This window comes from Plantactinospora sp. BC1 (assembly GCF_003030345.1).
Lineage (GTDB): Bacteria > Actinomycetota > Actinomycetes > Mycobacteriales > Micromonosporaceae > Plantactinospora.
The window spans coordinates 1,763,598-1,776,833 of record NZ_CP028158.1 but is presented as its reverse complement, the minus strand read 5'-3'; the positions used below and the strand labels follow the sequence as shown (position 1 = coordinate 1,776,833).

Annotated in this window: 5 protein-coding genes; 2 read left to right on the top strand and 3 right to left on the bottom strand. The window is 73.4% G+C overall.

The window, feature by feature from the left end; translation table 11 throughout:
* Window positions 1-94: 94 nt before the first annotated feature.
* A complete protein-coding gene (locus tag C6361_RS07525; protein WP_107267248.1) occupies window positions 95-1,924 on the top strand; it encodes a long-chain fatty acid--CoA ligase in 1,830 nt (609 codons plus the stop codon).
* Between the two features lie 113 nt (window positions 1,925-2,037).
* On the opposite strand, the gene C6361_RS07520 is transcribed toward C6361_RS07525, so the two are convergent.
* Window positions 2,038-4,686: a wax ester/triacylglycerol synthase domain-containing protein gene (locus tag C6361_RS07520; RefSeq protein ID WP_159079228.1), complete on the bottom strand. Its 2,649-nt coding sequence runs from the start codon at window positions 4,684-4,686 to the stop codon at window positions 2,038-2,040.
* Window positions 4,687-4,786: 100 nt separating this feature from the next.
* Window positions 4,787-6,391, bottom strand: coding sequence for a hypothetical protein (locus C6361_RS07515; protein ID WP_159079227.1), 1,605 nt, complete (start codon window positions 6,389-6,391; stop codon window positions 4,787-4,789).
* 245 nt (window positions 6,392-6,636) lie between these two features.
* On the opposite strand from C6361_RS07515, the gene C6361_RS07510 reads away from it, so the two are divergent.
* Window positions 6,637-7,659, top strand: coding sequence for a DMT family transporter (locus C6361_RS07510; protein ID WP_234359388.1), 1,023 nt, complete (start codon window positions 6,637-6,639; stop codon window positions 7,657-7,659).
* A 70-nt stretch (window positions 7,660-7,729) separates the two neighbouring features.
* Here the strand turns inward: C6361_RS07510 and C6361_RS07505 are convergent, their stop codons facing one another.
* Entirely contained in the window at window positions 7,730-13,222 is a 5,493-nt protein-coding gene (locus C6361_RS07505) for a carboxyl transferase domain-containing protein (protein WP_107267244.1), read from the bottom strand.
* Window positions 13,223-13,236 lie beyond the last annotated feature (14 nt).

The window sequence follows — 13,236 nt, the reverse complement described above, 5'->3', positions numbered from 1 at the left end:
GCCGTGCCGGGCTGTCGGTGCGACATCATGGCCGGAGCGGACCCTGGCCGCGGTGCGGTGGCCGGGCCGGCGAGGGTGATTGCGAGGTGGCCGGGTGCGGGACGTGACGGCGGCGCCGCCGCTCGCCGGTCTTCGACCGTCGAGCTTGGCCGAGGTCGTGTGGGAGAACGCCCGGCAGGATCCGGAGGCCGTGCAGTTCGTACGCCCGGATCCGGATCCCCGGTCGTGGCCGGTGCGGCGCACCGGGACCGGTGGGGCTGTCCCGGTTTCCTGCCGCCAGTTCCGGGATGAGGTGCAGGGGCTCGCGCGAGGGCTCATCGCGGCCGGGGTGGGATCCGGCGACCGGGTCGGGTTGATGAGCCGTACCCGCTACGAGTGGACGCTTGTCGACTACGCGCTCTGGTCGATCGGGGCGGTCACGGTCCCGGTGTACGAGACGTCCAGCCCCGAGCAGTTCGGCTGGATACTGTCCGACTCCGGCGCGGTGGGATGTGTCGTGGAGACCGCCGAGCACGCCGCGATGCTCGCCGGCCTCCGCCCCGACCTGCCGGCGTTGCGGCAGACGTGGCGGATCGACTCCGGTGACCTGATCGAGCTGGCCGCACACGGCCGCGCCGTCGACGACGAGCAGGTGGAGACGCGTCGTCGGGCGGTCACCGCCGCGGACGTGGCGACGATCGTCTATACCAGTGGCACCACCGGACGGCCAAAGGGATGCGTGCTGACACACCGCAACATCTCCTGCGACGTCGCCGCCGCGACCGCGGTGCTGTCGCAGTTGCTGCATCCCGGCGCGACGACGGTGCTGTTCCTGCCGCTCGCCCACGCGTTCCCCCGGCTGATCCAGGTCGGCATGGTGCACAACCGGGCCACGTTGGTACACGGCGCCGAGACCGCCGGAGTACTCGATCAACTGCGCCGGTACCGTCCGACGTTCATTCTCGCGGTGCCCCGGGTCTTCGAGAAGATGTACGCCCGGGCCCGGCAGACGGCCGACGACGCCCGCCGCGGATGGTTGTTCGCCGCCGCCGAGAGCGTCGCCGTCCGGCACAGTCGGGCGGTGCAGACCCGGCGCGGCCCGGGACCGCTGCTGCGGCTGGCCCGCCCGGTGTTTGACGCCCTGGTGTACCGCCGGCTACGCGCCACCCTCGGTGGGCGCTGCCGGATGGCGATCGTCGGCGGCGCCCCGCTCGGCGAGCGGCTGGCCCACTTCTTCCGGGGCGCCGGCGTGACCGTGCTGGAGGGGTACGGGCTGACCGAGACGTCGCCCGCGTTGACGGTGAACCTGCCGTCGGCGACCCGGATCGGCACTGTGGGACGCCCGCTGCCCGGTGTGGAGATCCGGATCGCCGACGACGGTGAGATCCTCGCCCGTGGCGAGGTGGTGTTCCACGGCTACTGGAACAACCCCGACGCGACCCGGGACACCTTCACCGACGGCTGGCTGCGTACCGGCGACCTGGGCAGCGTCGACGACGACGGCTACCTGAGCATCACCGGACGCAGGAAGGAGATCGTCGTCACCGCCGCCGGAAAGAACCTCGCTCCCGAACCCGTCGAGGAGAAGGTCCGGGTACACCCTCTCGTCAGCCAGTGCATGCTCGTCGGCAACGACCGGCCCTACGTCGCCGCGCTCGTCACCATCGACCCGCAGGCATGGCCGCGGTGGCGCGCCGCCCACGGTCGCCCCGACAGTTCCGTGGCGGAGCTGCGTGACGACCCGAACCTCCGGCGCGAGATCCAGGCCGCGGTCGACCGGGCCAACGGGACGGTGTCGAGGGCGGAACAGGTGAAGACCTTCCGCATCCTGCCCCGGGAGTTCACCGAGGCCGACGGCGAACTGACCCCCACCCTGAAGATCAAACGCGACGTGGTGCAGGACCGCTACGCGACAGACGTCGAGGCGCTGTACCGCGGCCACTGAGCCGCCAGGGCAGCCCGGCGGCTGAGACCGCGCGACCCCGGCACGCAGCCGCGGCCCCGCGCCGTCACCGGCCCCGGCCCGGTGCACGCGACAGGCAGGCCGACGCCGGGCCGTCAACCCCCGTTGCCGGGCGCCGGGTCGGGATGGCTGCGCGACATCTCGGCGAAGGCGGCGTGCAGCGCCGCCACGAACGGGCTCGCGGTGTGGGCCAGGGTCTCGTCGAGCAGGATGCCCACGTTCGTGGTGTCGCCCCAGCGCAGCACGCCGACACCGATCGGCACGCCGTCGGCCAGTGCGACGACCGGGGTGACGGCGCGTACGGGCGCGCCGGCCAGCCGGTGTGGCCGCGGCGAGCGCTCGCTCAGGTAGGAGACGATGACGTTGAGAAAGCGGTGGCTGTAGACCCGGCGGGCCAGGGCACCGTGAACCGGTGCCGGCAGCGCACCCATGGCCCTCATCACGAGTATGGCGGCGAGCGGCTGTCCGGCGGTCACACTGCTCCGCAACCGATCACGTACTGCGGCCAGACGCCGGAGGGGTGGCAGCGGCCCGACCGGCAGGTCGAGGGCGATGGCCCCGGTCCAGTTCCCGTGGGTCCGCGAGCGGTTCCGGGGATCCACCGAGACCGCGAACATGGCGCGCAGGCCGGTCGGGGCCGCCGGTGGCAGGTAGGTGTTCCCCAGCGCGTCGGCGACCAGCGCGCACATCAGCTCGCTGACGTGCGCGCCGTTGCGTCGTGCCATCCGACGCAGTTCGTCGCTGGGCAGGGTGGTCGAGACGAAGACCCGGCCCGGAGTGCGGAACGGGCGGTTGACGGGCGTACGGGGGGCCCGCCCGGCCACGGCCAGTCGTGCCAGTCCGTGGATCACGCCGAGGGTGCGCCGGGTGCCCGTCCTGGCCGCCTCGACCAGTGCCGACCCGGGGTGCCGGAGAGCGGGTCGGCGGGCCGGCCCGGGGAGTTTGCCGTGGCCGTTCGGTCCGGGGGCCGGATCGAACAGGCGCTGCACCGTACCGATCACGGACAGCCCGTCACCGAGGCTGTGGTGCAGCTTTATCGCCAGCCGGGTACGGCCGTCGGGCAGGCCGGTGACCAGCAGCATCTGCCACAACGGTCGGTGCATCGGGAGTGGCTGCGACCAGAAGACGTCGATCGCCGATTCGGCGGCGTCGTCCCCCGAGCCGGGCGGCAGGTGGTGCTCGTCCACGTGCTCCGCCGGATCGACCCAGGGGTCGACGACCCAGCCGGGCCGTCGCCACCGGCCGCGCTCCGACAGCCGGCGACGCAGTGTGGTGATCGCGGGCAGCCGCCGGGCCAGCAAATCGATGATCTCGTCGCGCTCGACGGGTCGACCCTCCGGCAACGGGCCGAGTTCCAGCACGGAGCCGATCTGCTGCGCGACCGTGGGGGACTGGACGTGCAGGAAGAAGGCGTCCTGGGCGCGTAGCGGCCAGCTCGGGGGACGCCGGGGTCGGCGCCGCCGCGGGTCGGTGGCCCCGGGGCCGGCGACCGGTGATGTCGACGCGGCCGGCGGCGGGGTCGAGGAGGGGGCGGGCGGCGCCGGGACCGACGGTGGCGGGGTCGCGGCGGCCAGGGCGAGCAGGCCGAACTCGGTCAGGCAGGTACCGCCGTCGGGCCCGGCGTAGGGGCGGGGGGAGGACCGGTCCTGCGCCGCCAGCCGTACCCGCCTCAGCAGGTCCGGCAGGTCCTGGGAGGTGTCGGTCAGCCCACAGGCCGTCATCAGTGCGGCGTTCGCGGCACCGTGCGCGGCGATGGGACGGTACATCAGCATCGGGGTACCGGTCGCCCACGCCTCCAGCGCGGTCGCGCCGCCGGCGTTGGTCACCAACAGGTCGGCGGCGCGCAACAGGGCGGGCATGTCGTCGACCCAGCCGAGCACCATGAGCCGGTCTGCCGGTGCTCCCAGCCGGTTGAGCCGGTCGACGAGCTGCCGGTTGTGCCCGCACACCACGACCACCTGCACCGGGCCGGCGAGCGTGGCCAGTCCCCGGACCGCCTCCTCCACCGCCCCGAAGCCGAACGAACCGCAGGCGACCACGACGACGTACCGGGAGGTGTCCAGCCCGAACCGGCCTCGGGCGGCGGCCTGGTCACCGGGGTGGAAGCGTTTCAGCACGGGCGGCGGGCAGGCCGCGATCGGTGCCCCGGGTGCGGCGGCGGCGGCCATTGGTACCGCCTGCGGGTGGACCACCAGGTTCAGGTCGAGCTGCGGATAGACCCAGAACGGGTGTGGGGCGAAATCCGACACCCAGGCCCCGATCGGTACCCCGAGCCCGCGATGGCGACGCAGCCAGGCCAGACCGGCGCTGCCCAGCGGGTACGTGGAGATGACGAGGTCGGGGTCGAAGGCCTCGACCCGGGGACCGAGCCGGCGCCCGGCCCAGGCCCCGGTGAACGCCTTCGACGCCCGGGTCAGCCAGGGGTACCGCCACAGCGAGCGGAAGAAGAACTCGTACAGCCAGGGGGTCAGTTCCACGTTGGTGACGTAGATGCGGCGGAAGGCCGGCCCGACACCGGGCCCCATCACGTCGAGAGTGTCGAGCCACCGCACCGTGCTGCCCGGCCACAACTCCAGGATCCGTTCCTGTAACGCCCGGCCGGTCGCGTCGTGTCCACCGCCGATGTCGGCCGAGACCATCAGCACCCGACGCGGGGTCGCCCCCGGAACGGGTGGGTGCGACGGCGTGTCCGGCAGCCGACGGCTGACCACACGACCGAGCGCGCTGCCACCCTTGTCAGTCATGCCGTCTCCTCGTCGAGCGGCCCCGGGCCGACCGCCCGGTCCAGGTCGGCGGCGCGGATCGCCTCGGGCGACGGGACCTCCGTCGTCCATGCTCAGATTGTCACGGCGGAGCCGGACGGGTCTGCCAGACCGGATTGAGCGAGAAAGCCAGGCTCGGCGCCTGCCAGGCGGCACCGGCGGCGCGGAGCGCCCGGTACCCGCCGTCCCCGCCCCGGCGGGGGGAGTGGCCGTCGAGAAAAGCGATCAGGAGCCGCTGGGTCCTCGCCCTGCCGTAGTCCATCGCGTGCCGTTCGGGAACGATGACGACCGGGATCCGCGGATCGGGGCCTGGCGGATTCGTTATGGCGTCGATCAGGGGCAGGAACGCGATCATCCGTACATCGGCCACCGGATGGAGCATCCGGTCGCGGTACCGCGGCGCCTCGTCCAGCAGCGACCGGGCGAAGGGTTTGTCACTGCCGAGGTCCGACCCGCCGATCCTGGCGACCACCGCGAAGATGATCCGCAACTGCCAGCCGGTCGCGATGCCCCACCCGGTCCGGGCCCCCGCCGGCGGATAGTAGACGCGGGCGGGTTGCGGAAGCGGGCTCAGCAGGGCGACGGCGTCGACGTCGGGATGCGGGTCGTCGTCCAGGTAGGCGCGCACCACCAGGGTTCCCTGGCTGTGCGCGAGCAGTGCGACCGACCGGCCGGTCCGCCGACGTACCTCGATCACCTGGCCGGCGAGGAGTTGCGCGCTGCGGGTGAGCGGCTGGTGCGTGTCGGCGGGGGAGTAGGGCAGCGGCCGGCCCTGCCGGTCGAGCCCGGCGTAGGAGAACCGGTGGACGGGTAGCGACGTCCGGCCCGCCGGGTCGGGGAGCTGCCCGGTCGAGCCGTCGTAGCGGGAGTCGTAGCCGCCGACGTACAGCAGCGCCTGCTTTGGCGCGAGGTCGCCGTCCCGCTGCACCAGCGCGGGCGGCGGTCGGGCCGCGGCGCGGGAGCCGGACCGGGCCAGCAGCCCGCTGCCGGCGAGGGCGAGCAGTAGCACCACTACCACGACCGGTACCGTCGGCAACCGCGGCAGGCGCGATCGGCCCAGTACCGCGCTTGCGACCAGCGCCCGCCACAGCGGTGCGTTGACGGCGCCGGCGGCGGTGGCCAGCGGCACGGCCGCCCAGTCGGGGCCGACGCCGACGACCAGGGCTCCCACGGTGAGCGCCGCGAACGTGGCCGCCGCCCAGAGCACCGTCCAGGGCGGCGGGAGCCCACGCCACCACACTCCCGTCATCGGCCCTCGCTGCAGCACCAGGGCCAGGACGAACAGCGCGAGCACCGTACCGACCGAGAACCAGGACAGCGCGGTGGCACCGGCCGCCACGGTGATCGCCGTCCACGGCGCGAGCGCGAACACGGTCGCCGCGGTGACGACCAGGCCGGTACCTGCCAGCCGGCGTACCGGTGGACGGGGCCGCTCCGGGGGCCACGCGACGACCACGATCGCGACCGTGAGCAGTGTCCGCACCACGATCGCGGCGAGCAGCGCGACGGCGAAGGAGAGCCAGGAGTTGTGGTACACGAAGACCCAGCGCAGATCGTGGAAGATCCCGAACGGGTTGGCGGCGGCGGCCTGCGGGGCCATCCCGAGCGCGGACGGGTTCGCGGTCCAGCTCAGCACCGCCGCCTCGATCGCGGCGGGACCGGCGGTCAGGGCGAGCAGCAGCGGCACCGGTCTCCGCGGCCAACGCCGCCCGACGCCGCCCGCCTCGGCCACCCGCTCACGTCCGTTCCGCCCCACGCCTGCGTCCGGCGAGCCGGCTACCCGTGCTCGGGACGGGTAAACCGGCGCCGGCCGCGCCGCTTCCGCGGAGGTTTGCCGGCGATGCGCCGGGGAACGCCCCGGGCGGCCAGCCCGGCGCCGGGGCGGCCCCGGTGTCGTCAGCCGCCGGCCCGGACCATGGCGCGGATACCTGGTTGAGGAGATGCGATGCCCGGACCTGCTCGTCCGTGAACCAGGGCGCGCAACTGGCGCTCGGTACGGCGCTCGCGGTGGCCGCCGCCGCCGCGTTCGGTACGTCGTCGGTCCTCCAGTACCGGGCGAACCAGGGGGTACCCCAGGAACGGGTGGCCCAGCCGAAGCTGCTGTGGCGGCTGGTGCACCGGCGCAACTGGCGGTGGTCGGTCCCGCTGGCGGCGGCGGCCTTCGGGCTACAGGCGGCAGCGCTCACCCTCGTCCCGCTGATTCTGGTGCAATCGGTCCTGGTGACCGGTCTGCTGTGGTACGTCCTCCTGCTCGCCGCCCTGGAGCACCACCGCCCGGACGGGCCCATCCTGCTGGAGTCGCTGCTCTGTCTCGTCGGCCTCTCCGCGTTCCTGCTGATCGCCGCTCCTACCAGGAACCGCGGTCAGGGCCTGGACTCGATGCACGACGCGGCGTGGCTGGCCGCCGGTCTGGTCGGCACCGTCGCCGGATGCCTGCTGCTCGCCGCCCGCCTGGGCCGACGGTCGCGCCCACTTCCGCTGGCGGTCGCCGCCGGCACCTGCTACGGCGTCACGGCCGGCCTGGTCAGCAGCCTCGCGCACGCCTTCGGCGACGGGCCCATCGCCGTGCTGGGGCAGTGGCAGACGTACGGCATCGTGGTGCTCGGCCCGATCGGCGTCCTGCTGAGCCAGAACGCGTACCAGGCCGGGCCGCTCGGCGCGCCGGCGCTTGCGACGTTCACCGTCACGGATCCCCTGGTCTCCATGGCGGTCGGGCTGCTCTGGCTGGACGAGCGGATCCGGAGCGACGCCTGGAGCCTGTTCGGCGAACTCGCCGCGCTCGGCGGACTCGTCGTCGGCGTCTTCCTGCTCGCCCGACGTGCGCCGAGGGCGAGCGATCGCGCCGCGGCCGCGCGGGGGTCGCCGAAGGCGGGGGACGCCGGTCCGGGGCAGAGCCCCGGCGACGCACCGGCCGGGGGCGTCACCGGTGACCGGGAACGGCCCGCCGGAGATTAGTTTCCGGCGGGCGCTCGGCAGAGCGAGGGCTCGGGCCTCGGCGCTGGACGGGCCGGCGCCGCCGCCGGTCTCACCCGGCCACCGCCCTCGCGGCGCCCCGACCGGTCTGACCCAGACGTGACTCGATGACCTCGATGACGCGTGGCCGCAGTTCGGCCGCCCGGATGACGGCGTCGACGGAGCCGACCTCGACGGCGCGCTGGATGCTGTGCACCCGGTCGAACTCGGTGGCCACCTCGCCGAGCTTCTCCGCCCGGACCGACGCGCGGAGTTCGTCGAGTTCCGCGGTCAGCGCGGCGCGGTCGGCGCCGGAGGCGGACCCGACCCGTGCCTCCAGGTCCCGCACCCGCGGGTCGGCGGCGGTGCGGCCGTCGACGTCACCGGAGAAGACCACCGCGGCGGCCGGGGCCCCGCCGAGCACCGAGGCGAAGGAGCCCTCCAGCGCCAGTACGGTCATCTCGGGGTTGAGCGCCTTCGAGAAGACCACGAACGCGCCGCCGTGGTACCGCGAGATCACGCAGAACACGATCGGGCCACGGAAGTTGACGATCGCCCGGCCGATCTCGGCGCCGTACTCCAGTTGCAGCTTCCGCATCGACTCCGGCGAGCCGTCGAAGCCCGAGAGGTTCGCCAGCACCACCAGTGGCCGGTTGCCGCTGGCCGCGTTGATCGCCCGCGCGGCCTTCTTCGAGGAGGCCGGGAAGAGCGTGCCGGCGGTGTAGGTGTCCGGGCCGTCGGTGGGCGGGAAGCCGCGCCGGGGCACCGTACGCGACTCGATGCCGAGCAGGCAGACCGGGATGCCGCCGAGGTGCACGTCCTGCACCACCGCGGTCTCCGCGTCGGCCATCCCCGCCCAGCGCTCCAGCACCGGGTGGTCCTGGTCGGCCAGCGCCCGCATCACCGTCCGGATGTCGAACGGCTTCTTGCGGTCCGGGTTCGCCGCCACCGAGAAGATCTCGCCGACGGTGCTGAAGTCGCTGCCGGGCATGGCGTGCGGGAAGTCGGAGACGTCGCGGTCGACCGGGTCGCTGGTGGGGGCACGCCGGGGCGTCTCCTCGCCGGGGGCGACGTACGTGTGCTCGTAGTGCGCCATCAGCACGTCCCGGGCGGCGGTCAGGTTCGGCGCCCAGTACTGTGCCTGCCCGTTCGGGCCCATCACCCGGTCGTAGCCGCCGATGCCGAAGTTGTCCTCGGCCGAGACGCCGCCGGAGAAGTCGAGCGACTGCTTGCCGGTGAGCACCATCGCCGAGTCCGGGGTCATCACCAGGATGCCCCTGGTGTGCATGAGCATCGTCGCCTCGGCGTTCCAGTACGGCTGCGCGCCGACGTTGATCCCCGCGACCACGATGTTGATCTCACCGCCGTGCTGGGTGAACTCGACGATCCGCTTGAGCGCGGCGGCCACCCAGTCCATGTTCTCGGTGCCGGAGGTCATGGAGATCCGGGCTCCGGCGGAGAGCGCGTACCACTCCAGCGGCACGCGCATCCGCTCGGCCAGGTCCAGCGCGGCGATCACCCGACGGCACTCTGGCTCGGAGAGCGCACCGAGCGACTTCGTGGGGTCGCCGAGCAGCACGACCCGGGTGACGCCCTGCGGGTGCCCGGCGGTCGGGGTGCTGACCACCCCGGCGACGATCGCCGCGCTGTTGCGCCCCTTCGGCCGGTCGACGGGAACCAGCGCGTGGTCGCCGTCGAGGTCGTACTCGACGAAGTCGCCGAGCAGGCCGGTCAGCTCGTACGGGTAGACGGTGTTGCGGCTGCTCGCCCGGAGCACCTTCAGCCGGTAGTCGTCGAGCGGCTCGACCGGGTCGACCGGCGGGTCGCCGACGGTCAGTTCGGCTCCGCCGGTGGCGTCGAAGGAGATCCGTACGGCGATCTTGGTCAGCTCGCCGGTCCTGCGGTCGCGCTGCCGGGCGATGAAGAGGATCTCCTCCAGGCCGGCGCCCGCGGTCGTCGGGCGTACCCGCCCGGCGATCATCTCCATTTCCTCCCGGGTGAGATCGCTCGGCGGCCAGACGTAGATCACGATCCGGTTGGTGTTGAAGCGGGTCTTCGACGGTCGCCGCGCCTGTGCCCGGCGGATCGAGTCGAGGCAGGCGGCGACGGTGTCCTCGGTCGTCGGCAGCGAGACCAGCCGGCCGTCCTGCTCGCGCAGCTCGGTCAGGTCGCGCACCTGCGCGAACGCGACGAGGCGCTCGTCGGACGGGTTCTGCCGGGCCACCGCCTGGAAGAGATAGACCTCCTCGTCCAGGGAGGGCAGTCGGGTCAGGTCGAACTCGCGCAGCCGCTCCAACTGCATCCGCTGCGCGATGTACGGGTGCAGGCCGCGGATCAGCCGCTCCTCCGCCATCCCGGTGGTCGACGGGCGGAACGTGAAGTGGTGGTGCATCACCGCCCCGTGCCGCCCGGCGACGGTGGTGGTGAGCCGGCGGACCTGCGGCGGCAGCGGGTGCGCGCCGATGACCTCCAGCAGCCCGGCCGCCATCGCGTCGAAGTCCGCCGGCTGGTTCTCCCAGCCGAGGTAGAGGTCGGCGTCGACGGAGTCCTCGCCGCCGGCCACCTCGGCGAGCCCGCGCAGCGCGCCGCCCAGCGCGTCGAAGCGCACCGCCGCGGAGACCAGGCTCGAGTCCGCCCGCCGGGCGACCACGAACGTGCAGCCGCCGACCTGGCGGGTGTCGACGCCGGTGAGCCCCTTGTTGCCGTAGTACCGCCGGGTCAGCACCTCCAGCATGACCGCGTTGTCGAGGTCGTCGCGGACGAGTCGCTGGCCGAGCAACCGGACCAGGGGCTCGGTGCTGCGTACCATCTCGGCGATCCGCTCGGCGCGGTCCGGCGCGTCGGGGTGGGCGTCCAGGTGGCGCAGGTGCTTGCGGACCCGGGCGTAGACCAGGGCGCGGTTGCGGCGCAGCAGCGGCTGGGCGAACCAGGCGAAGACCACGCCTCGGGCGAGGTCGGCGACCACCGGGAACCGGACCTGTGTCGCGGCCACCAGCCGCTCCAGCGCGAGACCGGCCGGCTCGCGCAGCGTCTCGTCCGGCGGCGGCTCGCGCAGCCAGGCGCGCAGCAGCGTGGCGACGACCGTGGCGTCGGCGGAGGCGCGCTGCTGGGCGAGGAAGATCCGGAACACGGCGGCTTCCAGCGCGGGGGAGCGCTCCAGTTCGGTGACACCGTAGTGTTCGAGCGCCCGGGCGAGCCTGGCCTGGAACGCGCTCGGCAGTCCGGCCCGCTCGACGTCGAGACTCTGTAGGTAGGTGTGGAAGTACTCCCGGGCGCTGTGCACGTGCGCCTCGCCGCCGCCGTCCTCACCGGAGGGCCGGTTGCGGCTCAGTTCGGCGAGGTTGGCGAAGACGTTGACCAGGTCGAGTTCCTCGGCCAGCGGCCGGTGGCCCTCCTCGATCGCCACCTGGCGGGTGGCGAGGTAGTCGTCGAGCACCCGACGGTCGTCGTGCGGGTCGACGTCGAAGCCGAGCAGCAGGCCGCGCAGGTTCTCCTGGCCGCGCCGGGCGCGTTGCCGGGCCGGGATCTCCCCGGGCGCCACCGGCAGGTCCAGCTCGACGGAGGCGGCGGCCGGATCGTCGGCGGCCTCCTCACCGAGCGGCTCCAGCCGCAGCAGCGGCGCACCGGCCTGCACCTGGCTGCCCACCGACACGGCACATTCCTTCAGCCGCGCCCGGAACGGCGCCCGCAGCACCGTCTCCATCTTCATGGCTTCCAGCACGAGTACCGGGGCACCCGCCTCGACCTCGGCGCCGACCGGCAGCGGCGTGGCGACGACCAGGGCCGGCATCGGGGAGCGGACGACACCGCCCTCGTCCCGGCTGACCCGGTGCGTCACGCCGTCCACCTCGACCAGGTGGATCGGCCCGTGCGTGCCGGTGAGCAGGCGGTACCGGTTGCCGTTGACGACGATCTGTCCGCTGTGCCGGTCGAAGCGGTCGAGTTCGACGTCGGCGGTGCGGACGCCGCCGCCCGTCTCGATGCCGACCCGGAACCGGTGCGGGCTGATCCGGGCCACCCGCAGCCGGTAGCCGACCCCACGCAGCTTGAGGTCCAACGGCCGGCCGCTGGAGTGCTGCACCTGCGGGCGCCCGCCGGACGCCGTCGCCAGCAGCCGCCGCCGCTCGACGCGTTCCTCTTCCTCGTACGTCTCGATGGCCGCCGCCGCCAGCGCGACGGCGGAGTGCCGGTGCGCGACGAGCCGGCCCTCGCCCCGGACCCGGTCGATCCAGCCGGTGTCCGCGCTCGCGTCGATCACCTCGGGCTGGTCGAGCAGGTCGAGGACGAAGCTCTTGTTCGTCGCACCGCCCTCGATGACCACCGTGGTCTCCGCCATCGCCCGGCGCAGCCTGCCGAGCGCCTCGTCGCGGTCCCGGCCGTACGCGATGATCTTCGCGATCATCGAGTCGAAGTCGGCGGGGATGGTGTCACCCTCGCTGACGCCGGTGTCCACCCGGATGCCCGGCCCGGCGGGCAGGTCCAGCCGGACGATCCGGCCCGGCGAGGGCGCGAAGTCCCGGTCGGGGTCCTCGGCGTTCAGCCGGGCCTCGATGGCGTGCCCGCGCTCCACCGGCGGCCCGCCCTCCAGCCGCCCGCCGGAGGCGACGTGCAGCTGCGCCTTGACCAGGTCGAACCCGGTGGTCGCCTCGGTGATCGGATGCTCGACCTGTAGCCGGGTGTTGACCTCCAGGAACGCGAAGAGGCGGTCACCGGGGTGGTAGAGGAACTCGACGGTCGCCGCGCCCCGGTAACCGACCGCGACGGCCAGCCGTTCGGCCGACGCCTTGAGTTCGGCGGCCTGCGGCGGGCTGAGCACCGGCGAGGAGGACTCCTCGATCACCTTCTGGTTGCGTCGCTGCACCGAACAGTCCCGGACGCCGAGCGCCCACGCGGTGCCCTGGCCGTCGGCGATGACCTGGACCTCGACGTGTCGGGCACCGGTGACCAGGCGTTCCAGGAACACCACGCCGCTGCCGAACGCCCGCGCCGCCTCCTGGCGGGTCCGCTCGAAGGCGTCGGAGAGTTCGGCATCGCTGGTGATCACGCGGATGCCGCGCCCGCCGCCGCCCGCGGTCGCCTTGAGCATCAGCGGGTAGCCGATCTCGGCCGCCGCCGCCAGGGCGGCGTCGAGGGTCTCGACCGCGCCGCGACTCCAGGGGGCGACCGGTACGCCGACCTCCTCGGCGATCAGCTTCGCGCCGATCTTGTCGCCCAGTTGGCGCATGGCGTCGGGGTTCGGCCCGACGAAGGTGATGCCGAGCTTCTCGCACAGTTCGGCGAAGGCCGGATCCTCGGCGACGAAGCCCCAACCGACCCAGGCGGCGTCGGCGCCGGACCGGACGAGCGCCTGCTCCAGCACCGCCATGTCGAGGTACGGGCGCGCCGAGGCGGGGCCGAGGTAGTAGCCGAGATCCGCCTCCCGGACGAAGGTCGCGGTACGGTCGACGTCGGTGTAGAGAGCGACGGTCTCGATCCGGGTCCCGGTCTGCGCAGCCAGCTCTCGGACCGCGTGGATGAGCCGCATCGCGGCCTCACCACGGTTGACGATGGCGATACGGCTGAACACCCGACCGACCCCTC

What these genes read in the sequence shown, in the direction of transcription:
- C6361_RS07520 (WP_159079228.1), bottom strand. Translation starts at nt 4,686, where the DNA reads ATGACTGACAAGGGTGGCAGCGCGCTCGGTCGTGTGGTCAGCCGTCGG.